Source organism: Flaviaesturariibacter aridisoli (assembly GCF_004343705.1).
Taxonomy (GTDB): Bacteria; Bacteroidota; Bacteroidia; order Chitinophagales; family Chitinophagaceae; genus Flavisolibacter; species Flavisolibacter aridisoli.
In genome coordinates this window covers 1-21,882 of the sequence record NZ_SKFH01000004.1, presented here as the reverse complement: position 1 = coordinate 21,882, position 21,882 = coordinate 1, and the positions used below count along the sequence as shown (strand labels likewise).

At 53.3% G+C, this 21,882-nt stretch carries 24 protein-coding genes and 1 tRNA gene; 17 read left to right on the top strand and 8 right to left on the bottom strand.

From position 1 onward, the window contains the following. Positions 1-15: 15 nt before the first annotated feature. From E0486_RS03975 to E0486_RS03955, 5 genes are all read right to left on the bottom strand, one after another. Positions 16-303, bottom strand: coding sequence for a DUF2752 domain-containing protein (locus E0486_RS03975; RefSeq protein ID WP_165917184.1), 288 nt, complete (start codon positions 301-303; stop codon positions 16-18). Positions 304-404: 101 nt separating this feature from the next. Next, on the bottom strand, positions 405-836 hold the full coding sequence (locus tag E0486_RS03970; RefSeq protein WP_131850847.1) for a hypothetical protein: 432 nt from the start codon (positions 834-836) through the stop codon (positions 405-407). A gap of 108 nt (positions 837-944) precedes the next feature. Continuing rightward, entirely contained in the window at positions 945-1,439 is a 495-nt protein-coding gene (locus E0486_RS03965; protein WP_131850846.1) for a DinB family protein, read from the bottom strand. 10 nt (positions 1,440-1,449) lie between these two features. Continuing rightward, positions 1,450-2,169 (bottom strand): LysE family translocator, encoded by a 720-nt coding sequence (locus E0486_RS03960; RefSeq protein WP_131850845.1) that lies wholly within the window; start codon positions 2,167-2,169, stop codon positions 1,450-1,452. 18 nt (positions 2,170-2,187) lie between these two features. Further along, positions 2,188-3,228: an ATP-grasp domain-containing protein gene (locus E0486_RS03955; protein ID WP_131850844.1), complete on the bottom strand. Its 1,041-nt coding sequence runs from the start codon at positions 3,226-3,228 to the stop codon at positions 2,188-2,190. Between the two features lie 233 nt (positions 3,229-3,461). On the opposite strand from E0486_RS03955, the gene E0486_RS03950 reads away from it, so the two are divergent. The 10 genes from E0486_RS03950 to E0486_RS03905 all read left to right on the top strand — a co-directional run bounded on the left by E0486_RS03950 (position 3,462) and on the right by E0486_RS03905 (position 12,609). Next, the gene (locus tag E0486_RS03950; RefSeq protein ID WP_131850843.1) at positions 3,462-4,238 is read left to right on the top strand and encodes a (Fe-S)-binding protein; all 777 of its coding nucleotides are present in this window, start codon (positions 3,462-3,464) and stop codon (positions 4,236-4,238) included. Positions 4,239-4,395: 157 nt separating this feature from the next. After that, complete coding sequence (locus E0486_RS03945) at positions 4,396-4,908, top strand: hypothetical protein (RefSeq protein ID WP_131850842.1); 513 nt, start codon at positions 4,396-4,398, stop codon at positions 4,906-4,908. A gap of 396 nt (positions 4,909-5,304) precedes the next feature. After that, complete coding sequence (gene miaB / locus E0486_RS03940; RefSeq protein ID WP_131850841.1) at positions 5,305-6,717, top strand: tRNA (N6-isopentenyl adenosine(37)-C2)-methylthiotransferase MiaB; 1,413 nt, start codon at positions 5,305-5,307, stop codon at positions 6,715-6,717. 9 nt (positions 6,718-6,726) lie between these two features. Continuing rightward, positions 6,727-7,989 (top strand): sigma-54 interaction domain-containing protein, encoded by a 1,263-nt coding sequence (locus E0486_RS03935; RefSeq protein WP_131850840.1) that lies wholly within the window; start codon positions 6,727-6,729, stop codon positions 7,987-7,989. Between the two features lie 131 nt (positions 7,990-8,120). After that, positions 8,121-8,654, top strand: coding sequence for an LPS assembly lipoprotein LptE (gene lptE / locus E0486_RS03930; protein WP_131850839.1), 534 nt, complete (start codon positions 8,121-8,123; stop codon positions 8,652-8,654). 19 nt (positions 8,655-8,673) lie between these two features. After that, complete coding sequence (locus E0486_RS03925) at positions 8,674-9,537, top strand: hypothetical protein (protein ID WP_131850838.1); 864 nt, start codon at positions 8,674-8,676, stop codon at positions 9,535-9,537. 9 nt (positions 9,538-9,546) lie between these two features. Further along, positions 9,547-9,870, top strand: coding sequence for a preprotein translocase subunit SecG (secG, locus tag E0486_RS03920; RefSeq protein ID WP_131850837.1), 324 nt, complete (start codon positions 9,547-9,549; stop codon positions 9,868-9,870). A 70-nt stretch (positions 9,871-9,940) separates the two neighbouring features. Next, on the top strand, positions 9,941-10,975 hold the full coding sequence (mltG, locus tag E0486_RS03915; RefSeq protein ID WP_131850836.1) for an endolytic transglycosylase MltG: 1,035 nt from the start codon (positions 9,941-9,943) through the stop codon (positions 10,973-10,975). Further along, positions 10,975-11,940, top strand: a complete 966-nt coding sequence (locus tag E0486_RS03910) for a YihY/virulence factor BrkB family protein (RefSeq protein ID WP_131850835.1) — start codon at positions 10,975-10,977, stop codon at positions 11,938-11,940. The genes mltG and E0486_RS03910 overlap by 1 nt, the downstream gene beginning before the upstream one ends. A 69-nt stretch (positions 11,941-12,009) precedes the next feature. After that, the gene (locus E0486_RS03905) at positions 12,010-12,609 is read left to right on the top strand and encodes a thioredoxin family protein (RefSeq protein WP_131850834.1); all 600 of its coding nucleotides are present in this window, start codon (positions 12,010-12,012) and stop codon (positions 12,607-12,609) included. Between the two features lie 47 nt (positions 12,610-12,656). On the opposite strand, the gene E0486_RS03900 is transcribed toward E0486_RS03905, so the two are convergent. Then, the gene (locus tag E0486_RS03900; RefSeq protein ID WP_165917183.1) at positions 12,657-13,139 is read right to left on the bottom strand and encodes a TlpA family protein disulfide reductase; all 483 of its coding nucleotides are present in this window, start codon (positions 13,137-13,139) and stop codon (positions 12,657-12,659) included. Beyond that, the gene (locus E0486_RS03895) at positions 13,132-13,728 is read right to left on the bottom strand and encodes a TrmH family RNA methyltransferase (RefSeq protein ID WP_131850832.1); all 597 of its coding nucleotides are present in this window, start codon (positions 13,726-13,728) and stop codon (positions 13,132-13,134) included. The genes E0486_RS03900 and E0486_RS03895 overlap by 8 nt, the downstream gene beginning before the upstream one ends. Before the next feature lie 106 nt (positions 13,729-13,834). On the opposite strand from E0486_RS03895, the gene E0486_RS03890 reads away from it, so the two are divergent. The 4 genes from E0486_RS03890 (at position 13,835) to E0486_RS03875 (ending at position 18,745) form a co-directional block, all read left to right on the top strand. Beyond that, positions 13,835-13,908: transfer RNA gene (locus E0486_RS03890), tRNA-Pro, on the top strand. A 115-nt stretch (positions 13,909-14,023) separates the two neighbouring features. Beyond that, positions 14,024-15,181, top strand: a complete 1,158-nt coding sequence (locus E0486_RS03885) for a site-specific integrase (RefSeq protein ID WP_131850831.1) — start codon at positions 14,024-14,026, stop codon at positions 15,179-15,181. A gap of 864 nt (positions 15,182-16,045) precedes the next feature. Continuing rightward, positions 16,046-16,360, top strand: coding sequence for a hypothetical protein (locus E0486_RS18740; RefSeq protein ID WP_165917182.1), 315 nt, complete (start codon positions 16,046-16,048; stop codon positions 16,358-16,360). 192 nt (positions 16,361-16,552) lie between these two features. Beyond that, positions 16,553-18,745 carry a DUF3987 domain-containing protein gene (locus E0486_RS03875; RefSeq protein ID WP_131850829.1) on the top strand — a complete coding sequence of 731 codons (2,193 nt, stop codon included), beginning with the start codon at positions 16,553-16,555 and terminating at the stop codon, positions 18,743-18,745. A gap of 305 nt (positions 18,746-19,050) precedes the next feature. Here the strand turns inward: E0486_RS03875 and E0486_RS03870 are convergent, their stop codons facing one another. Continuing rightward, positions 19,051-19,611 (bottom strand): recombinase family protein, encoded by a 561-nt coding sequence (locus E0486_RS03870; RefSeq protein WP_131850828.1) that lies wholly within the window; start codon positions 19,609-19,611, stop codon positions 19,051-19,053. Between the two features lie 331 nt (positions 19,612-19,942). On the opposite strand from E0486_RS03870, the gene E0486_RS03865 reads away from it, so the two are divergent. From E0486_RS03865 to E0486_RS03855, 3 genes are all read left to right on the top strand, one after another. Further along, on the top strand, positions 19,943-20,812 hold the full coding sequence (locus tag E0486_RS03865) for a hypothetical protein (protein ID WP_131850827.1): 870 nt from the start codon (positions 19,943-19,945) through the stop codon (positions 20,810-20,812). Between the two features lie 51 nt (positions 20,813-20,863). After that, positions 20,864-21,154: a transposase gene (locus tag E0486_RS03860; RefSeq protein WP_131850826.1), complete on the top strand. Its 291-nt coding sequence runs from the start codon at positions 20,864-20,866 to the stop codon at positions 21,152-21,154. Next, positions 21,133-21,882, top strand: a 750-nt coding sequence (locus tag E0486_RS03855) for an IS3 family transposase (protein ID WP_131850825.1), incomplete at its 3' end; no start/stop codon positions are given. The genes E0486_RS03860 and E0486_RS03855, both read left to right, overlap by 22 nt.

Genomic DNA, 21,882 nt, shown 5'->3' with positions numbered 1-21,882 from the left:
ACACGTGCGCACGGATCAGGCTTGCGCCGCGATCAGCGGCCAGAATAACACGAGGAAGAGTGTCGCCGACAGTGCTGCGTCCCAGCGGGGCAAAGGGCCGGGGTAGCCATCGTAACGGCGGGCGGCAACAAACAGCGACACACGGGCTGCAAACTGCAGCGCAAAAAACAGGAACAGCGGAAGCCCGAACGAATTGAACGCCAGCCCTTCCTGCCAGTGCCCGGTCAAAAAGGCGTGGAAAGAACGGGTGATCCCACAGGTCACGCAGTCGCGGCCCAGCGCCCGCCGGTACACACAGCGCACGGAGCCGGAGCTGTTATAAAAAAAACCGGCATACAGGAAAAGAGTTCCTGTAATGCCGGCCAATAACAGATTCAGTAATCGGTAACTGTATCGATCCATTTTTAGTGCGCAGCGGCGGGTTCGGGCTGTGCGGCGTTGTTCATCGAATCGATGGCTTGCTGGGTGCTGGCGTCGATGGAGAACGAGGTGTCGGACTCATCGATCTTCACCTGCCATTTGCTGGTGTCGGCGGCAGCCGCTTTGATCGCTGTGTCGATGGTTTCAATACCTTTTTTCAGGGCAAAGAACTGCCAGGTGGCCACACCTGTACCGACAACGGCGAGGCAAAGACCCGTGATGGCAATGCCTTTACCGGCATTCACCTTGCCGGCCATCGACAGCGAAATGATCGAAAGGATCACGCCGGCGACACCGGGCCATACGGCATACATGCCCAGGCAGGGAACAAAGGAGAAAACGAAAGCGAGGGAGGCCAGTACGAGGCCGATGATGCCTACCGTCTTGTAGGCATTCGAAGCGGGTTGTTGCTCCATAAGTGTTAGTTGGGTTTTGGTAAAACACAAGGATACTGTTTTTTCCGGGCTCTGCCATACGGTTTTCGGGGAAGCGCCAAAAAAAAAGCGCCCGGGGGCGCTTGCTCGTTACATCTCCTCGTCGGCCGTAGGACCGTACATCCCCGGCACCGGGATGTCGAGCAGCCGTAGATATACGGACAGCTGCGCCCGGTGGTGGATCAGGTGGTTCATGGCGAACGTGCGGATCACCGCGATCCGCGGCATGGTGAAGAACACCTGATCGCCGCTGCGCATCGTCCAGGGCTGCATCAGTTGCTCGTCGCTGGCTTCTTCCAGCGCCTTTACCGAAGCCTGCAGGTGCTTGTCGGCAATAGCCACGAGACCGGCGGCATCGGTGGCTTCTTCGGGCTGGTACTTGAACTCCGCCCAGTCGATACCGTCGCTGCCGATGGTGAAGGCCGTCCAGTTGAGGAGGTCGGCTACGTGGTTGGCAAGCTTGCCCAGCGAAAAGGATTTGCCGTGCGGTTTCCAGTCCCACTTATCGGCCGGCATGCGCTCCAGCATTTTCTTCGTGTTGGCAGCTTCCTGCTTCAGTTCGGGCAGTAAGGTCTGATTGATCATATAAGGTGGTTTACGTTTGTTGAATCTGGTCGATCTCGTCTTCGAAAGGTTTCGTTTGTTCTTCGGGGTGCTCGAGGCGGTGCACGGCGCCGCGGTTGCGGTACATCTTGTACACCTGTATGAGGGCTGTAAGTGTAAAGATGCCCCCGATGACCCAGTTGAGGATGTGCTGGTTGCCGCTGATCTTGCCGGCGATGGCATGCCCGCCAAACACGAACACGAAGTTGCCGAACAGCGTTCCCAGCGCGATCCCGGTGATGTAGGTATTGTAATGGTCGTTGCGCGGCAGCAGGATCTTCTTGGTAAACAGCACGGTGCTCCAGCCAAACCAGAAAGGGATCTGCACCGGGTTAACGGCGCTCATCACAAGGCCCAGCAGGTACGGGTGCAGGGGGCTGCGCAGGTAGAGCGGCTCCACCGGCACTTCGCTTGCCTTCGCGTGGGCGGCCGCCCAGAAGCTCGATACGGCCAGCAGCACAATGATGGCCAGCGTTACATATTCGAGGATCTGGAAAAGACGCTTTTGCTTGCGCACCCAGTCCATCGCTACCAGCGACAGCCGCACGTAGATCACTTCCACGGTCAGCGAGCCGGAAGAGAACCAAAGGCCGGCGGCAATGCTTTTGTAAATGGCGATCTGCATCGCAGCCACGTTGAGCGTACCCAGCGGCAGCGATCCCAGGAAGGAGATGAACATCCCGGTGAGGAATATGCGGAGCAATTGATGCATCGGGGCCGAAAATAAGGGTTAGATCTGTTCGTCCAACTGCTTCAGTAATTTGAAATGGACCCTGGCGCCCTGCAGGAAGCGCCAGCCCTTCATCAGCGGCCATGCGGCAATGCCGCGGCGGCGGTTGATCTTCGAGATCTCGTACAGCACTTTCCAGTGCCGCAGGATCTCGGCGTGGGCCGCGCGCAGGGTCATACCCTGCTGGTACACGTGGTTGGGCTCGGCACCGCTCCCGTTGTATTCGAGCAGCAGGAAGTTGCGGCCCGCGCGGAGGTCGTCCAGCGAAGCGGCCTTCAGGTCGTAGCGCCCGTAGTAAAATTCTTTTGAATACAGGTTGAGGCCGTCCATGAGGCGGTGCAGCGGCTCGTCGATCTCACGGTGCAGGTTGATGAACACACCACCGCGGTTGAGGTTGGCGGCGTAGGTCAGGAACAGCTTCTCCCCTTGCGCCAGCACCTGCTTCACGTCGTGCTTTTGCTTCATCTCCTCCACCCGGAATTGCGCATTGGGATGCCGCCCGATCAGTTCCAGTAGCGTAGAGCGGCCGTCGCCGGTAACGCTCATGGGTTCTTTCTGCAAAAAGCCCGTGATGGTGCCCCGCTCCTGCCCGGGATAACGATAGTAAAAGATGCTGAATTCCACGGGGTAAGGCACCAGCGCCTGCACCACGTACTCTACCGGCATCTTTTCGTGGTAGGCCTGCAGTTCTTCCATGGAGAAGATCTTTCGGAACAGGATACCCGCCATGCCCACGTCGGGTTTCACGATGAACGGTAGCCGGATGGGACTGTCCGCTACCTGGCGCTCCACGTCGGCAAAAGGGGTGCCGGGTGCGATGTAGATCGTGTCGGGAAACGAGCCGGGCGGCAGCTGCTCGTACATCTCGCGTTTGCTTTCGCCTTCGAAGCCGCCAAACGTGAGCGTGGGATTGGACGGCGTAAAGAACCAGGGCGATCCGCCCCGGATGCCATACCACAGCCACATCGGGGTGATGTTGAGGTAGCGGAGCCAGAACGGCCATTGCTCCCAGTTGCGGAGGCGTGCGAGGAACTTACTCATGATACGGTGGGCAAATGTAGCCCGTTGGTGGGTAATTGGTTTATTGGTTGATTAGTTTATTGGTAAGCGGGTTCTGCACCACCTGTTTTTTTGAGCGAGCAATTTTTCCAGGTTTGCTTTACTAATGGGCAAATAGACCAATAGACTGATAAACCTCTTATTTTTGGCACCACGTATGATTTCGGTGTGCCTGCAAATCAGCTATCCGACATCCTACATCAAACCTTTTCTCTATGGTACGGACGATGGCTGAATTGATGGCGGCGGGCGAAAGCCCCGAAGTTTTGTTTTGGGTGGGTTGCGCCGGCTCCTTCGACCAGCGCGCGCAAAAGATCACGAAAGCCTTCGCCACCATCCTGCACAAGGTGGGAGTTTCCTTTGCCATCCTGGGTCCCGAGGAGCTGTGCACCGGCGACCCGGCCCGCCGCGCCGGCAACGAGTTCCTGTTCCAGATGATGGCCTACCAGAACATCCAGACGCTGAACAACTACGGCATCAAGCGGATCGTGACCACCTGCCCGCACTGCTTCAACATTTTCAAGAACGAATACCCCGTGCTCGGCGGCACCTACGAAGTGGTGCACCATACCACCTACCTCAACGAACTCATTCAGGCGGGAAAAATCCGCATGAAAGAAGGTGAGTCGTTCAAGGGCCGAAAGATCACCTACCACGACTCCTGCTACCTCGGCCGCGGCAACGATATCTATGAAGCCCCGCGCCAGGTGCTCGAAGCCCTCGACGCCGAACTGGTGGAGATGAAGCGCTGCCGCAAGAACGGTCTCTGTTGCGGTGCCGGCGGTGCCCAAATGTTCAAGGAGGAAGAAAAGGGCGACATCCGGATCAACCTCGAACGCTCGACCGAAGCCATCGACACCGGCGCCTCCATCGTAGCCGCTGCCTGCCCCTTCTGCAATACCATGCTCACCGACGGCGTCAAGAACGCCGAAAAGGAAGAATCCGTGCAGGTGCTCGATGTGGCCGAACTCGTCGTGCGCTCAATGGCCTGAGGAAAAGAGAGAAGGAACGCAGATTTTTATGATTTTTTACGATGAGCGCGGATATACTTGCGTGCGTCAGCAAATCATAACCAATCTTATTAAATCCGCGTGTCCCGCTTGCGGGATCTGCGTTCTTTCTCTTGTTCCGACTTCCTAACTTTGCGCCATGAATCTCGATTTTCACCAGCACCTGCCCGAAGATTTCGCTCCCGAAAGCCGCGTTTGGATCTACCAGAGCAACCGCCTGCTGTTCCTGTCGGAAGCCCTGGAGCTGGAGCCGATGCTGGAGGCCTTTCTCGCCGAGTGGCGCTCGCATGGCGCCAAAGTGAAATGCTGGGGCACCTTGCTCTTCGGACAGTTTCTCGTGCTGATGGCCGATGAGACCGCCGCCGGCGTATCGGGTTGCAGCACCGATTCCTCCGTGCGGTTCGTGAAGCAGGCAGGGGAAAAATTCAACGTCGACTTCTTCAACCGCACCCACCTGGCCTTTTTCGTGAAGGAAAAGATTCAGACCATCCCCCTGTCGCAACTGCAGCCGGCGCTTACCGCCGGACTCGTCGGCCCTGACACCCTCTATTTCAACAACACCGTAGCCAGCAAAGCCGAACTGGAAGCGAACTGGATCGTCCCGGTGAAGGAAAGCTGGATCGCCGGGCGCTTTGCGCTGAGTAACCAATAATGCATTTCGCTTCCGCGCCAGCGGAGCCGTCATTTCAGGAGTATGGTACCGTCCCGCGCCGTTGGCGTGGGAAAATCTGACACGTTTTAAGCCTTCGCGCCATTGGCGGGAGGGTTTTTGACGGGTTGGAAAGCTTCGCGCCAGCGACGCGACGGTTTCTGATGCGTTGGAAAGGTCCGCGCCAAGCGCAGGAAGGCTGAAAACGCGTTGGAAAGCATGCCGCCACTGACGGCTACGTTGGTTTTGGGTGAATTTTCCCACTGACGGCCATTTTTAGCCATTTTTTGAATTCCTACTCCCCACTTCGGCAAAAACGTACAGCGCCACCCTAATTATCTGCCACTTTGTCACTATTTTCGAAGTAAGCGTTATCTTTGCTTCCTATTTTTTGCTGTTATGCTGGAATTGACCGAGAAAGTGATCGACGAATCCCGCCAGGGCGAGGCTTTTGCCCCCTCGGCCGTCGAAGCTGTGGGCGCCAAGCGCCATTTTTATATCGAGAGCTATGGCTGCCAGATGAACTTCAGCGACTCCGAGATCGTCGCTTCCATCCTGGCCGAGGAAGGCTTCGGCGCCACCCGCAACTGGGAAGAGGCCGACCTGATCCTGCTCAACACCTGCTCCATCCGTGAAAAAGCCGAGCAAACGGTGCGCAAACGCCTTACCGAATTCCGGAAGCTGAAGCGCCGGCGCCCTTCCATGCTCGTGGGCGTGCTGGGCTGCATGGCCGAGCGCCTCAAGGCTAAATTCATCGAGGAGGAAAAGCTGGTGGACCTCGTGGTGGGTCCCGACGCTTACCGCACCCTGCCCCAGCTCATTTCCGACGCCGATGCTGGCCAGAAGGGCGTTAACGTGCTCCTGAGCCGCGAGGAAACCTACGCCGACATTGCGCCGGTGCGCCTCAACTCCAACGGCATCACCGCCTTCGTATCGATCATGCGGGGCTGCAACAATATGTGCTCCTTCTGCGTCGTGCCCTTCACCCGCGGCCGCGAGCGCAGCCGCGATCACGTTTCCATCCTGGCCGAATGCCGCTCGCTCTTCGAGGGCGGCTACCGCGAGGTGACGCTGCTGGGCCAGAACGTAGACTCCTATCATTACGTGGCCGACGACGCCGCCCCGGTAACCTTCGCCGCGCTCCTGGAGCAGGTGGCGCTCATCTCGCCCGGGCTGCGCGTGCGCTTTTCCACCTCGCATCCGAAAGATATTACCGACGACGTGCTGCACACGATGGCGAAATATGAGAACATCTGCAAATACATCCACCTGCCCCTGCAAAGCGGCTCCACGCGTGTGCTGCAGCTGATGAACCGCACCTACACCCGCGAGTGGTACGCCGCCAAGGTGGCCCGCATCAAGGAACTGATGCCCGACTGCGCCCTTTCTAGCGACGTCATCGCGGGCTTCTGCACCGAGACCGAGGAAGACCACCAGGACACGCTGTCGATGATGGAATTCGCCCGCTACGAAATGAGCTATATGTTCTTTTACAGCGAGCGCCCCGGCACGCTGGCCCAACGGCGCTATACCGACGACATCCTGGAAGACGTCAAAAAACGCCGCCTCGCGGAAATCGTTGCCGTGCAAAACCGCCTCTCGCTGGAAAGCAACCAGCGCGACCTCGGCGCCACCTTTAAAGTATTGATCGAGGCTACGTCCAAGCGCTCCGAAAGCGACTGGATGGGCCGCAGCTCGCAGAATAAAGTGATCGTGTTCCCGAAAGGTGCGCACGATCTGAAGCCCGGAGATTATGTAAACGTGCGGGTGCAGGAATGTACCCAGGCCACGCTTTTAGGAACGATCGTTTAACTACAGCCCATGGACCAGCAAAGCATTAAGAACCGTTTCGGAATTATCGGCAACTCCCCTGCCCTCAACTACGCCCTGCAAGTGGCGGCCCAGGTATCGAATACCGACCTGACGGTACTGATCAACGGTGAGAGCGGCGTGGGCAAGGAAGCCTTCTCGCATATCATTCACTCGCTGTCGGCACGCAAGCACAATCCCTTTATCGCCGTCAACTGCGGCGCCATCCCCGAAGGCACGATCGACTCGGAGCTGTTCGGCCATGAAAAGGGCTCCTTCACAGGTGCGGTAGATACGCGCAAGGGCTATTTCGAAACGGTCAACGGCGGCACCATCTTTCTCGACGAGATCGGTGAAATGCCGCTGGGCACGCAGGCCCGCTTGCTGCGGGTGCTGGAAACCGGTGAGTACATCCGCGTAGGTTCCTCGAAAGTGCAGAAGACCGATGTACGCGTCATCGCCGCCACCAACCGCGACTTGCTGGACCAAGTGCAGGCCGGCAAGTTTCGCGAAGACCTTTACTACCGTCTCAATACCGTCCCCATCCGCGTGCCCGCTCTCCGCGACCGTAAGGAAGATGTGCCGCTGCTGTTCCGCAAGTTTGTGGTCGACTTTGCCGAGCGCTACAAAACGACGCCGATCCAGCTCGATGAAGGCGCGCGCCAACGCCTGATGAATTATACCTGGCCGGGCAACGTGCGCGAGCTGAAAAACATTGCCGAGCAGATCTCGGTACTCGCGTCGGAAAAAAACATTTCGTCGCAGGAGCTTGAGCGCTTCCTGCCCGAGGCCAACATGAATCGGCTGCCTGTGCTCGCCTCTCACGGCAGCACCGGCGAGGGTGCGTTCAGTAATGAGCGGGAGATCCTTTACAAGCTGTTCTTCGACATGAAGCGCGATGTGACGGAGCTCAAAAAGCTGATGGGCGAGATCCTGCAAAACCCGTCGGCCCTGGCGCAAAACCCCGGGCTGTTCCGCGAGCTGCAGGACCTGCAAACCCACCATATGCCGGCGCACAGCGGTGGCGACGGCCCGCTGCAACCGGTGCTGGTGCCGCACAACCCGGGGATGCCCGTGCAGCCCGTGCTGGTGCACGACGGGATCCACGATCACGAGGAGGTGGAAGAAAGCCTCAACATCATGGACAAGGAAAAGGAGCTGATCATCAAAGCGCTGAAGAAGCACAAGAACAAGCGTAAGGACGCAGCCTCCGACCTCGGCATTTCCGAGCGGACGCTCTACCGGAAGCTGAAGGAATACAATATTGACGAATAATGAAACTGCTGATCAAGTAACCGGTTCCTGTGTGGTAATGGACGATCCTTTCCAAAGCCATTCATCACATTGGCAGATGATTAGCAGATGAACCGGATAACGGATCACCACATTCTACTAGCTTTACACCGATGCGCTTTCTGAAGAAGATCACGATCCCCCTGCTGCTGGCACTTGTACTGGCTTTCGTTGGCACCGTTAACAGCGGCTGCGGCGTGTATTCGTTCCGGGACGTATCGATCCCCGATTCCATCCGCACGATACGCATCCAGAAGTTCGACAACGTGGCGCCTTATGTGAACCCGCAGCTGGCGCCCAACCTGTCGGAGCGCCTTCGTCGCAAAGTGCAGAACCAAACGCGCCTCAGCCTCACCAACGACGACCGCGCCGACTACGATGTGGCCGCCACGGTAACCGATTATTCAGTGACCACATCGGCGGTGGGCAACAACAGTACGAGCACCCTCAACCGCCTTACGGTAACGGTGCGCATGAGTCTCACCAACAACCGCACGGCCAACGCGGTGCCGCAGGAGCAGACCGTCAGCCGCAGCTTCGACTTCTCGGCCACGCAAAGCCTGCAGCAGGCCGAGGCGGCCCTGCTCGACCAGATGCTCAACGGCCTTGCCGATGATATTTTCAACCGCCTGTTCTCGAATTGGTAAACTGTGCTAATTTGGCGGCATGGCAGCGCCGATGAATCGCCTTTCCGAATCGCTTTTCCAGAAGTCTTTTGCCGATTGCAGCGTTGAAGAACTGCGACAGCTTACGGCGCAATATCCCTACTTCGCGCCGGCACATTTCCTGCTGCTCAAAAAGTTTGATCCCGCCTCGGAAGAATACCGCCGCCAGTACCAGAAGGCGCAACTGTATTTCCACGACCCGGTGAGCTTTGAGTTCTTCCTGCACCGCCCCGAGCACGGCATCGGCGCCCTTGAAAACGAGGTGTCGTTGGCGCACTCCGTTGCCGGGCCGGAAGTCTCCGGATTAACTACCGAAGTTCCCGCGGAGCCCGAGCCCGAAACGGCACTGATCGTGAAGCCTGTGGCGCCGGAAGCGGAAGTATCCGACGTATACGAGACCCCTACCTCGATCGAAGAGCACGAAGTTGATGTGGAGGAAGAAGACGAGGCGCCGTTGCCCGGATTGGCCGGTATCAACCTCAATGCAGCCCCGGTAGGTGAGCTGAGCTTTGGTCCTTTCCATGCGGTGGACTATTTCGCATCGCAGGGCATCCGCCTCTCGCGCGAGGAAGTGGGTACCGATAAGTTTGGCAAGCAGCTCAAGAGCTTTACGGACTGGCTGAAGACGATGAAGCGCATTACGCCGGAAGCCGCTGCGCCCGCCGACGCCCGTGCGGAAGCGGGCGTGGAGCACATGGCGAGCCACTCGGTCAAGGAGTCGGAGATCGTTACCGAATCGATGGCGGAAGTATGGCTGAAGCAAGGAAACCGGAAAAAAGCCGCCGAGATCTACCGTAAATTAAGTTTGCTTCATCCCGCAAAAAGTGCTTATTTTGCGGACAAAATCAACAGCCTCAACGCATAATCCCACAGTATGACCACCTTGTTCCTTATTCTGATTGTCCTGGCCAGTGTGATCCTGGGCTTTTTTGTGCTGGTTCAGAACCCCAAGGGCGGAGGTCTCGCCGGTAACGTGGGCGGCCTCAGCAACCAGTTCATGGGTGTGAAGCAAACGACCGACGTGCTCGAAAAAGGCACCTGGATCTTCGCCGCCCTGATCGCCGTGCTTTGCCTTACTTCGACATTTTTCATCAGTGGCCGCCAGGCCGACGACAGCCGCCTCGACGTAGGCAACGGCTCCGTTCCGGCATCTACGCAGCGTCCGGCCACTGCGCCCGCTCCGGCTCCCGGCCGTTAAGCAGGCACTAACATAATCTTAGGAAAAGCCCTGCCGGAGCGGCAGGGTTTTTTATTTATTTTACCCCCGTATGAGACGGATCTTACTGATTTTGTTCGGCATCGTGTTCCTGCTGGCGGTAGCGGCGGGCTGGCTCCTTTTTGGCTCGGGAACGGGCTTCAGCGGCAAACGCGCCACGCTTTACATTGCCTCCGACGCGCCCACCCGCGGCGCCGTGCTCGATTCACTCCGGAAGAACAAGATCGTTAGCAGCCCGCGCTTCTTTGAATGGATGGCCGGCCAGCTCGGCTATTGGGACCATATCCGTGCCGGCAAATACGAGTTCGCCAACGGCACCAGCCTCTACCGCATGGTCCGTACCCTGCGCAACGGGACCCAGACGCCGGTGAAGCTCACCATCAACAAGGTGCGCACCCGCGGCGACATCGCCAAAATGTGCGGCAGCAAATTCGAGATTGACTCGGCCGAAATGATGCGCTTCCTCAACGACCCCGATTCGATGCGTGCCTTCAAGGTGACGCCCGAGCAGGCCCTGACGATATTGCTCCCCGACACCTATACCTATTACTGGACGTCGGGGCCGCGCGAGATCCTGCGCAAGTTTGCCGACGTGTCGGCCGGCTACTGGACGAAGGAGCGTATTGCCAAAGCCCGGGCCCATGGCCTTTCTCCCGAAGAGGCCTACACCGTCGCTTCAATCGTGGAAGAAGAAACGAACGCACAGGCTGAAAAAGGCAATGTAGCTTCCGTGTACCTCAACCGCGTAGCGAAGGGTATGCCGCTGCAGGCCGACCCTACAATCAAGTTCGCCCTGAACGACTTTACGCTGAAGCGCATTTACGAAAAGCACCTCTTCGTTGCATCGCCCTACAATACCTATCGCAGCCGCGGCTTGCCCCCGGGCCCGATCTGCACGCCTTCGCGCAAAACCCTCGACGCCGTGCTCGATGCTCCGCAAACCACGTACCTGTACTTTGTGGCGAGCCCCGCGTTTGACGGCACCCATGTGTTTAGCACTACCTACGAAGAGCACCTTCAGAAAGCAAAAGCCTACCAGGAAGCGCTCAACCGCCAGGAGGCCATTAAAAACGGTAAAAGTTCCTGATGGCCTCTCCCCTGCATATCCGCCGCCGCATGAGCCGCCCGCTGAATTCGGTCATCGAAGGCAGCAAGCACGCTTATGTGCCGGGCATTCGCGAGTTCTCGCTCTTCGAGATCACGGGTGCCTTCAAGCGGCAACTCGGCCGCACGAGCCTGCCGGAGCGCGCCGCGGCGATCTCGTTCAACGTATTCATGGCCATCCCGCCTACGATGCTGTTCCTGTTCACGCTGGTGCCGCTATTGCCCATCTCGAAACAGTTCACCCGCGAGCTGTTCGGCATCATCCGCGATATTGTGCCGGGTGAAAAGAACAACTCGGTCATCATCGGCTTCCTGCGCGACTTTTTACAACGCCCGCGCAATGGCCTGCTCTCCTTTGGTCTGCTGCTGGCGATGTTCTTCTCCAGCAATGCCATGATGGGTATTCTTCGTTCCTTCGACAAAAACTACGAAGGATTCGGCAAGCCTACGGGGCTGCAGAAACGCAAGACGGCAATGCGGCTTACGATGATCTTTTTCTTCACCATCTTCACCTGCATCCTGCTGCTCGTGGCGCAGGGCGCGGTGCTCAAATGGATCGGCATCCGCAACGGGCACGTGCGGGGCATCATCGCCAACACACGCTGGATCATCATCGTGCTGCTGGCTTTCTGGTCGGTCTCCTTCATTTACCGGCATGGCCCGGCGGTAACGAAAAAATGGCCGTTGATCACGCCCGGCTCCGTATTTGCCACTTCGCTGATGATCCTCGCCACCACCCTGGTAACGTTTTGGGTGAACAATTTTTCCAACTACAATAAGCTGTACGGCTCCATCAGCGCCGTGTTCATCCTCATGTCGCTCATCTTCGTCAACTCGCTGGTGCTGCTGATCGGCTTCGAGCTGAATGTGACCCTGGTGAACCTCAAGCGCGCGCGGGCCGAGGCGGAAGATGCCCTGAAGGCCCCGCACGAAGACCTGCTGTCCTGAATTTTACACCAGCGGCGACTGCCGGCTGCGCGCTTTTCCCGAACTTACAACCAGTTAAAACACGTACACATGAAAAAGTCTGGTCTTTTCGTACTGGCAGCGGTGTTGCTTTTTGCTTTCCGCACGGTTACCGAACTCCCAATCGGCGCACCGATCCCTAAGGCGGACAGCAAGCTGAAAGACGTCAGCGGGCGCGAGCTGAGCTTGCAGGAAGCCCGCGGCAGCAACGGCCTGCTGGTGATGTTCAGCTGCAACACTTGTCCCTTCGTGGTCAAAAACCAGAAACGGACGCAGGAGATCGGCAGCTATGCCCAGGGCAGGAAAGTAGGCGTTATCCTGGTCAATTCCAACGAGGCGCAGCGCGGTGATGACGATTCTTACGATGCAATGAAAGCCTACGCTAAAGAGCAGGGTTACAAATGGAGCTATGTCGTGGATCAAAACTCCGAGATCGCCGATGCCTTTGGCGCCACCCGCACACCCGAGTGTTTCCTGTTCGACAAGGATGGTAAGCTCGTGTACCACGGCGCCATTGACGACAACCCGGCCAATGCCGAAGCCGTGGGACGCAAGCACCTGCAGATCGCGATCGACGAGCTGACGCAGGGAAAGGACATCGCCGTGAAAACCTCACGGTCGGTTGGCTGCGGTATCAAGCGTGTGCAGTAAAAACATTCGGATATAGAAAATCCCCCTGCCGAAAGCGGGGGGATTTTTTATTGAACCAATTTCTTCAATTCGTTTTCCAACTGCGCTCGTGTGAGCGGTTCCTCTATAAAGTGCCGGTAACCGCTGCGCTTGTTGAGGAAGAGCGTCGCCGGCAGCGCTCCCGACCAGCTTTTGTCCACCTTCGGGCAAAACAGGTCGGCATTGCTCTCATCTAAAAAAGCTACCGGTGCCGTGACCTTGCGCTTTTGCATAAAGGCCGGGATCTTCTTATAATCTTCCGGCAGGTCGAGGCTTACCAGCAACAGTCGGACGCCTTCGTTTTTGTATTGGGCCGTCAGCTCCTGAAAGTGCGGGATCTCGGCGATGCAGGGCTTGCAGAAGGTTGCCCAGAAGTTGATCACCGTGGGCACGGACGTCGTATCCATGTAATGCTCCAGGTCGCCGATCTTCCATTTCGGAACTACCGTGCCTTGCGCGACGGCTGTGACGCTGATGGCAGCAAAGGCGAGGCAAAGGAAAAGCTTAGTCATTATTTTCTTCATACAATCCCCATTGTTGTGCGAGCTGCTCCTGGAGCCCGGTGCGCAGTCCCGATTCGGAATAATGGCCGGCCACGGACTTTTGCCGGTACGCTTCATAAAGCGTTACGGCGCAGGCCACGCTGATGTTGAGCGACTGGATCATGCCCACCTGTGGGATGATGAAGTTGCCGTCCGAAAACGCCAGAAACTCCTCGCTGACACCGGCGTGCTCGTTGCCGAACACAAGGGCAGTGGGTACGGTGAGATCCGTCTCGAATAAACTTACGGCATCGGAAGAAAGGTGCGTTGTTAATATACGTGTGTACTTGCTCCGCAGCTCTGCGAAGCAGGCGGCGGCATCGGTAAACTGGTGCACTGTCAACCATTTGTTGGCGGAGCTGGAACTGCGGTCGCCGAACTTCTTGTGACGGGGAATGCGGGTGTTGAGCACGTAGATCTCCTGTATGCCCACGGCGTCGCAGCTACGCATCACGGCGGATATGTTGTGCGGGTCGAATACGTTCTCGAGCACCACCGTGAGGTTGCTCTGACGCTTCGACAGGACGGCTTCGATGCGGGCGCGGCGTTCGTTTGTCATAATCTCTGCAAAGAAAATCTTTCAGCAGAACTTTTTAATATCGAAAATCCCTAAATTTGCACCCCGTCGCTGAAACAACGCAAGACGTTTCAACGAATACCCGGTTCGGGTGGTGGCGCAGCCCGGTAGCGCACTTGCATGGGGTGCAAGGGGTCGCTGGTTCGAATCCAGTCCACCCGACGAACATAGAAAGCGGAAATGTAGCACAGGCTTACGTTTCCGCTTCTTTTTTTTGATGGTATAGCGAGCCTGGTTACCTACTGAATGATCCATTTCGTTCAAAATTGGGTCGCAAATGGGTCGCAGAAATTTAAAAGGTTCGGTCAGTATCGATCAAGACAAGAACAGGATAAGGCTGAGGTGGAGATATGGAGGTAAGCGATACTCGCTGAACCTGTATACTTATTCCGCCCCTAACCTCAAACTTGCCCGTAAGGTCGCGGTGCAGATCGAGTCGGACATACTTAACGGTTCCTTCGACGTAACGCTCACGCGTTACGGCCAAGGCCAGGTCCGTAACGCTCCGCGACACCTTCTGCCCCACCAACTTTTGGAAGAGTGGGTGACCGACTACCTCAATCGCGACTGCGAAAAGCAAGTAGATTACTGGGCGCTCCGCAACATGGTGAAGCGTTGGGGAAACTTTCATCTTCCAGATGCAGTAAAACACTTCAACGCGGAGAAGATCAACGAACGGACGTACAACCGTCGGCTGACGATGCTGTCCAAGTTCTACTCCTGGTTGAAGGATAGCGGGAAGGTTTTGCAGAACCCATTCGAACAGGTGCGTCCGAAGCGCACGTCGAAAGCCCAGAACCGCAAGAGGGTCCCGTTCACCGAGAATGAGATCCATCAGATCCTGGAGGCAGTTAGAACCGACTCTGCGTGTCCTGCCAGCTCTCGGTTCAAACACTCCCACTACTACCCGTTCCTGTACTTCATTTTCGCCACTGGCGTGCGCAACGCTGAAGCTGTCGGCCTTCGCGTAAAATCCATTGACATGCAGCGGAAGGTAGTGCTGATCAACGAAGTGCTGGCCCGCGGGATTACCAGCACGAATGCAGGCGTGCGCGTACGAAAAACCACCAAGAACGGGAAAGAGAGGGCCATCCCACTCTCTCCTGATTTGGCGGCGATCCTGGCGCTCCAGATGGCTCACAAGCAGCCTGACGACTTGGTGTTCTACTCCCCGAAAGGGCATGCCATCGATGATCGCATGTTCCAGCGACGGGTATTTAAACCCATCTTGAAGGCTTTGAACATTGAGGATCGGGACCTGTATGCTTGCAGACACACATTTGGAAGCCGCTGCATTGACGCTGGTCTAACACCAGTGATGACCGCCTTTTTGCTCGGCAATAACCCCATAACTACGCTAAGAACCTACACCCACCAAGTGAGCTTACCGAGTTCGGTGCCAGATTTAAGAAAAGGATCCGACCAAGATCATTAAGACTTTTTAAATACATGAATCAGCGATCACTCTTATGGACAGGTCGTTGACATCTGACAAAGAACCAGCGAAGAAAAATCTCCTAAAAATTTTTTTATTGATAATCAAGCGATTACAAACACGTAAAAACAGAGTTTTGTACGGCGAAATTTCAACCACGGATTTCAAAAGTGATCAACAATGCGCTCGTAAGCGACCTCAATTTGTTGATTTCCAACTGCTGTTACATTACGAAATTGACGTACATATTATTAAAAACATGCGTATGTTTGGTGGTATCAATCAATGAGTTATGAATGTTTTTGCCATTTTCAGATTTGGATAGAATGTGCTTGGTTCGTACTTTTGATCTATCAAAATCGAACGCTATGTAAAGAGAAATATTAACCCATAAAATAAGATAAACAGTAATTTCAACCAGCAGTTGAGTTACCGCTTAGCATCCTTTCAACTTTGTGTCCTAAGCCTGTAGTTAAATGGCTTTCGTCGGAGAATGTCTACCTGACCTTATCTCAAGTTATAGGGCATATATCTACTACATCTTAGTATGCGAGACAAACTCACTAACTGGACATTCCATTCAGCAAAATGAGTGAATGGAACTCTTGCGTCCGAACACTTCAACTTAAACACTTTTCTAAAAACCTAAAAACAAAAACAATTCGTAACATGAACGGATCAGAGAGTCATGCCCCCCTTCTACTAAGGAAAACAACAGAAATGGTCAGAGAGCTTGTGCCAAAGAGCCTCAGGCAAGAAATCTACATGAACCAACACGGGTTAACACTATGTAGGCGACGTCGATTTTGCCCAGAATGTGGCAAGACAATTATCTACTATACAGTCGAATGTTCAACATTTGACATGGGGCTGTATATAAACAAGGACTATTTCGAAGACCTACTGGGTAACGATTTCATCCATTGGCCAGTGGAGACCCTGTTTGAAGAATTTGAAAAAGGGGGCCTACTCCTTTGGAAAGGTGAATTTCTCCTTCAGAAAGGAACTTCAAAAGATGATGGCGAAGTCACAATCTCGAAGTCTTCTGGAGATGAAGTAATCGAACTGGTTCTATCTGGTGGCCGATTCAACGACCTTCAGGATGTCTTGGATTACACGGTCGATAACTTTTATGCTGATATCAACTCTGGTGACCACAAGATTGAAATTCGCGCTTAATGAAAGCCGCAGCTGGCTTCGTGATTGTACCAGCTGCACTTTCTTCCCCTTCGCATCAGCCTGTTTTTAAAGTGACTCCAATCTGGCAAAGGAGCACGGGGCATTATTAATACACTAACATAGTAGGGAAAGGGCTTTTGCAAACATTGCAATGTTTGCAAGGCCGACTATTGCCTGCCAAAGATCAAAACCATGATCCTATTTAGTTTAGTCAAGAACCTGGTCGAAACCGAAGGAGAGGTTTCAATCAACGAACTCGTGAGGCTGGTCCGAGAAGGAACTGTTTACGAACATATCAAGAAGCTTCGCGAATTGATTGCGTTGGGCAACAAAGAGGATGCTTCGACATTGAAGAAAAAGCTACCTGCTTTCATTCCTTCAGGAGTATTCAAGGAATACAGAAAGAAAGAGAATCTCCATTCCTACAGCCAAATCGTCGTTCTGGATTTTGATCATGTGGAAGACGTTACCGAAGCTTTGGTATACCTACAGAGCATACCCTTCACGCTATTTTCTTTCAAAAGTCCATCTGGACAGGGCATTAAAGTCCTGGTAAAAACCAATGGAGAAAAGGAGAGTCACGAAAATAGCTTCAGGCAAGTCGCCATACATTACGAAAAAGCAACAGCTCTTAGTGTTGATCCTTCGGGAAAAGATATTGCACGGCTATGCTTTCTATCCCATGATCCTGATGCATACTACAATCCAAACGCAGAAACCTTCTGTTTTGATAATCTTCCTTCTACAGGTGAAGGCGAGAGATACGAAGTCAATAGCGGTGAAGAACCATCCGCCTTTGAAACGTTAATTGATGCTTGCGCAGCGTACTTGGACCAGCGGGAGCAATACCAAGTGGGTAATCGGAATAATTACATCTTCAAACTTGCATGCCTTTGCAATAAGTTTGGCATTGAACAGCGGGAAGTTGAACGCTATATACCAACACAATTTGACCTTGATGAAGGTGAAACATTCAAAGCAATTGAAAGCGCATACATCAATGCTGACGAGTTCGATAGCATGCCATCGTTTTTTAAATTGAGCGTCCTTGATGGGCAATTTAGCCTAAGAGCCACCCCATTCTTGCGAGATGAAGTCTATCAAGACCTGCCTCAAATTCTCAAAAGGGCTACGGAAGTAATCACCAACAGCAGGGAGCGAGATATGCTTTTCTTGTCCAGTTTGGGCGTATTCAGTGGCTGTCTTATCAACTTCTGGGGCAATTACGATGGTAAAACCGTCTATCCCAACTTGTATGTTTTCATTATTGCACCGCCTGCCAGTGGCAAAGGAATCTTGGTCCAGTCTAAAGCTCTGGGCCAGGAATACCATAATAGGTTGGTAGAGGAAGGCCGAAAGGCGATGGCGGAGTACGAAGAGCAATTGATGGAGTACAGGGCAAATAAAGGCATTGATGGAATAGAAAAGATGGACCTTCCAATCGAGCCGAAACAAATGATCTTTTATATACCTGGCAATTCATCGTCGGCCGCATTTATCGAAAGGATGGTGCAATCGCAAGAACGCGTAATGCTATTCGAAACAGAAGCAGACACAATCTCCTCATCGCTAAAGCAGGATTGGGGGTCGTATTCCGAAATTATGCGCGGGGGATTCCATCATGAATGGGTTGGCATTAACAGAAAAGGCAAGGGCGGCCTGAATGAATTACACCAACCCCGCTTATCAATTGCGATTTCTGGCACCCCTTCGCAGCTTCAAGGATTAGTGAGATCAATAGAGGACGGTCTATTCAGTCGATTCATGTACTATATTTTTGAGGAAGCAGTGCACTGGAAGGATGTTTCACCTGGTAAGAAGGTCGCCAATAGGGACGATTTTTTCAAAGCACTCTCTTTGAAGGTGATGGACATCATCAAATTCCATGAAGAGAACAGAACAGAGTTCCATTTCAGCTCCTCCCAATGGGATAGACATAATGATTACTTCGACATGCTAACCTCCTTTTACCGTATCATTTATGGCGAGGATGCATACAGACAAAGTGTGATCAACCGAATGGGGTTGATCCGCTACCGAATTGCTATGATCCTTTCTGCCCTTAGGCAGTACGACACTGAAGACGTCAAACCAAATTACTTATGTAGTGAACTGGATTTCGGACTTTCTGAGAAGATCGTTGAAACAGTATTACATCATGCCTTTGTAGTAATGAGCAGGTTGCCGAAGAAATCGGACGCTGTTAAAAACCCCCTCCTGAACAAGCTTTTTAAAGTATTACCACAAAGCTTCTCCAGGGCTGAAGCTGTTGAAAAAGCCAGCACGCTCAAAATTAAGCCCAGAACGGCGGATAGCTACTTGAAGCTACTTGTTGATGAAGGTAAGTTGTCTAAGGAGGGGAACGGTACATACCAAAAGGTTTGACTACTCCCATATGTGATGGAAGGCCACACAAGTGGCCTTTTCTCCTCTCCCCCGTTGCAAAGTTTGCAACTTTTGCAAAGCCAAGTTTCCAATTCCACAGGGCAAAACCCTTCAAAACCACAGAAAAAAGGGGTAAAAAGAAGCTGATTAGCATACTAATTTACCGCGGTCAAAGAATCGGCAATTCTTCAGAAAACCGCTCTGGCATTGCACTACAAGCAAATCGCCCCACAAAAAGTCTGAGCTAAAGGCATTAATTCAACCGAATGGAGAAGAAACTCAGAAGTGGGACGTAATGATTTATCTCACCCCCCTTGTGCCTCGCGCACTATTTTATATAAGGTGGGCTTTGAAATTCCAACCAACTGGCAAACCTTCTCCACTGAATGCTTCTTCTCATTGTAAAGGTTGACGGCCAATTGCCGCTTATCCTTGTCCAATGCTTTCGGTCTCCCCCCTACCCGACCCCTTGCTCTTGCTGCTGCAAGGCCATGTCGCGTGCGTTCCACCACCAGAGAACGCTCGAACTCAGATAGGGCGCCAAATATGTGGAAGACTAATTTGCCAGTAGCCGTTGAGGTATCAATATTCTCTTGAAGGCTCTTTAGGGCTATACCCTCCCCCTCCAAGTACTTCATCCAGGTGATCAGATCCTGTAAAGACCGCGCCAGTCGATCCAGCCTCCAGATTACAAGAGTGTCGCCCTTTCGCAGTTGCTCTTTGACCTTCGAAAGCCCAGGGCGTTCAGCAACCGTACCACTCACTTTGTCGGTGAAGATCTTCTCGCAGCCAGCTGCGGTGAGAGCGTCGGTTTGCAGATGGTGAACTTGGTCTTGGGTGGAGACACGTGCGTAGCCAATTAGCATATGGATGGGTTTTAGTAAAACAACTCATCCAAATATACCAATTCTTTACGTAGATTAATTTACTGAGTAAATTTACTCGGTAACGCCTGATTCCTCGTTGGGTAACCTTCCTATCATGTCAAGGCATTTAATCGGTCGTTTTCTTTACAGACACCGACAACACTGCCTCTATCAAAAAGGCCAACTCTACTTAGACCTACTCAATACACTACAAACCTTTACTGTGAGGAAAGGAAAATGGTTAAACCCTGTCCAATCGATAGTTTTTTTAAATTGTACTCCGTCCAACAGTGTAATTGAGATCCAAAACCTGATCTGAACAAAACGTGTCATGGAAAAAAAGCTCAGCAAAGAACATTTTTTTAATTCAGACGCATTAGATAATGCTATTAAGTCGACGGATAGCTTTATCAGGCACTCATCGCAAGAATATGTTGGCAACTATTTTTACCACTCAATGCAGGCGTTTTCTTCCTTAGCTTCTTTGTGCAAGCTGGATGCAAAAGAAAAGAGGTTGGAAATAAGAAAGTTCGCTGCCCTGAACGAAAGTTTGTTTGGCGGTATTGGGGATGTTAATGAGCTGTACAAAAGATACTACTATTTGTCGCTTCGACATTTATACTACAGGTCGAGGGAGTATTTCTATGAAGGGTCAACCTATAGAGGTTCTGAAGACTTTGATTTTGTGCGTAGAGGCAATGGAAGTTTGCTTTTAACTGGAGGACATTTTATTGATTCAAACTGCATTGTCATTCAAGAATTTCCAGATGATACTTCCTTGTACACAATTGATAGCAAGGTGGCTTCTCGACTAAAAATAGAACGTTATAAACTATACATACATGGATGTTTAGCTACACAACGAAACGATGTTATTCAACGAAAAGAAGAAGAGCATAGTTGCTATATATGCGAACATTGTGGAAGAGAACTTGTAATCCATGGTTACTCAAAAAAGGCTATTCTTGGGCCATGGGTGCCATTTAATGAAAATTGGATGAAGCAGCAGGAGCTGCAGAAAGAGTACAGAGCTATTTCAGAAGTAGAAGCGGTGGCTTTTTTCCGAAATAACGCGGCTGTGCATATCAATAAGTTCTATGAAGGGTATTTGCGTTTATTCGATAGAAAGCCGTCTGTTTATGAAAACCCTGTAAGCCTATTAGGTAACGATTACTACAATGATGATTATAATGCTCCCTGAATTTGAAACCAGAGGTTAAGTTAAGAAAGGATGTACTTTTAACTACCTCAAATGAAGAAGCAGACCCGCCGCAAATTCACCCCCGCGTTCAAGGCTAAAGTAGCACTGGAAGCCATCAAGAACCAGCAAACCCTCGCTGAGCTCTCCAAAAAATTTGAAGTATCCGCCGTGATGATCTCGCGCTGGAAGTCGGAGTTCCTGGAAAACATGAGCGCTGTTTTTGAAAAGTCTTCCGACACGGAAGGCGAGCCCGTAGACACCCGCGAGCTCTATGCCCAGATCGGGCAGCTCCGCGTCGAAAATGAGTTTCTAAAAAAAAGTTGCAGGAAACTGGGGATCTGACGACGCGTGCCTCACTGGTGCAGCCCCGCTCCAGGAAGCTGTCGGTACGCCGGCAGTGCGCCCTGCTGGCGGTGAACCGCAGCCGGATCTATTACAAGCCGCGCCCGGAGAAGCCCGAGAATCTGAAAATGATGCAGCTCATGGACCACCACCTCTTGGAACACCCAACCGAAGGGGTCTTATCGGTGGTGCACCTGCTGCGCGACCGTGGCTATCCGGTTGGTCCAAAGCGCGTCCGGCGGCTGTTCCGACTCCTGGGTCACCAAACCATCTACCGCAGACGAAACCTCACTAAAATGGGCCAGAAGGTGTTCATAAAGCCGTATTTGCTGCGCGGGCTGGATATCAGCCGGCCCAACCAGGTATGGTCTACCGACATCACCTATATCCCGATGCGGCGGGGCTTCATGTACCTGACGGCTATCATCGACGTGTATAGCCGCAAGATCGTCGGATGGGGCATCTCCAACTCACTGGCGGCGCGCTGGTGCCTGGAGGTGCTGCAGGAGGCGATCGCGGAGCATGGAGCGCCGGAGATCATCAACTCTGATCAGGGCGTTCAGTACACCTGCGCCGGCTGGACTCAGTACCTGGAAAAGAACAGAATCAATATATCCATGGATGGAAAAGGACGGGCAACGGACAACATCTGGATCGAGCGGTTCTGGAAGTCACTGAAGTATAATCACGTTTATCTGAACCCTGCAGAAGATGGAAATGAACTTGTA

Coding starts and splice junctions, on each gene's coding strand:
- E0486_RS18740 (WP_165917182.1), top strand. CDS start 16,046: ATGGGGCTGTATATAAACAAGGACTATTTCGAAGACCTACTGGGTAAC.
- E0486_RS03895 (WP_131850832.1), bottom strand. CDS start 13,728: ATGACAAACGAACGCCGCGCCCGCATCGAAGCCGTCCTGTCGAAGCGT.
- E0486_RS03865 (WP_131850827.1), top strand. CDS start 19,943: ATGGAAAAAAAGCTCAGCAAAGAACATTTTTTTAATTCAGACGCATTA.
- miaB (WP_131850841.1), top strand. CDS start 5,305: ATGCTGGAATTGACCGAGAAAGTGATCGACGAATCCCGCCAGGGCGAG.
- E0486_RS03875 (WP_131850829.1), top strand. CDS start 16,553: ATGATCCTATTTAGTTTAGTCAAGAACCTGGTCGAAACCGAAGGAGAG.
- E0486_RS03970 (WP_131850847.1), bottom strand. CDS start 836: ATGGAGCAACAACCCGCTTCGAATGCCTACAAGACGGTAGGCATCATC.
- E0486_RS03935 (WP_131850840.1), top strand. CDS start 6,727: ATGGACCAGCAAAGCATTAAGAACCGTTTCGGAATTATCGGCAACTCC.
- E0486_RS03900 (WP_165917183.1), bottom strand. CDS start 13,139: ATGACTAAGCTTTTCCTTTGCCTCGCCTTTGCTGCCATCAGCGTCACA.
- mltG (WP_131850836.1), top strand. CDS start 9,941: ATGAGACGGATCTTACTGATTTTGTTCGGCATCGTGTTCCTGCTGGCG.
- E0486_RS03905 (WP_131850834.1), top strand. CDS start 12,010: ATGAAAAAGTCTGGTCTTTTCGTACTGGCAGCGGTGTTGCTTTTTGCT.
- E0486_RS03860 (WP_131850826.1), top strand. CDS start 20,864: ATGAAGAAGCAGACCCGCCGCAAATTCACCCCCGCGTTCAAGGCTAAA.
- E0486_RS03885 (WP_131850831.1), top strand. CDS start 14,024: ATGGGTCGCAGAAATTTAAAAGGTTCGGTCAGTATCGATCAAGACAAG.
- lptE (WP_131850839.1), top strand. CDS start 8,121: ATGCGCTTTCTGAAGAAGATCACGATCCCCCTGCTGCTGGCACTTGTA.
- E0486_RS03960 (WP_131850845.1), bottom strand. CDS start 2,169: ATGCATCAATTGCTCCGCATATTCCTCACCGGGATGTTCATCTCCTTC.
- E0486_RS03950 (WP_131850843.1), top strand. CDS start 3,462: ATGGTACGGACGATGGCTGAATTGATGGCGGCGGGCGAAAGCCCCGAA.
- E0486_RS03945 (WP_131850842.1), top strand. CDS start 4,396: ATGAATCTCGATTTTCACCAGCACCTGCCCGAAGATTTCGCTCCCGAA.
- secG (WP_131850837.1), top strand. CDS start 9,547: ATGACCACCTTGTTCCTTATTCTGATTGTCCTGGCCAGTGTGATCCTG.
- E0486_RS03925 (WP_131850838.1), top strand. CDS start 8,674: ATGGCAGCGCCGATGAATCGCCTTTCCGAATCGCTTTTCCAGAAGTCT.
- E0486_RS03910 (WP_131850835.1), top strand. CDS start 10,975: ATGGCCTCTCCCCTGCATATCCGCCGCCGCATGAGCCGCCCGCTGAAT.
- E0486_RS03955 (WP_131850844.1), bottom strand. CDS start 3,228: ATGAGTAAGTTCCTCGCACGCCTCCGCAACTGGGAGCAATGGCCGTTC.
- E0486_RS03965 (WP_131850846.1), bottom strand. CDS start 1,439: ATGATCAATCAGACCTTACTGCCCGAACTGAAGCAGGAAGCTGCCAAC.
- E0486_RS03870 (WP_131850828.1), bottom strand. CDS start 19,611: ATGCTAATTGGCTACGCACGTGTCTCCACCCAAGACCAAGTTCACCAT.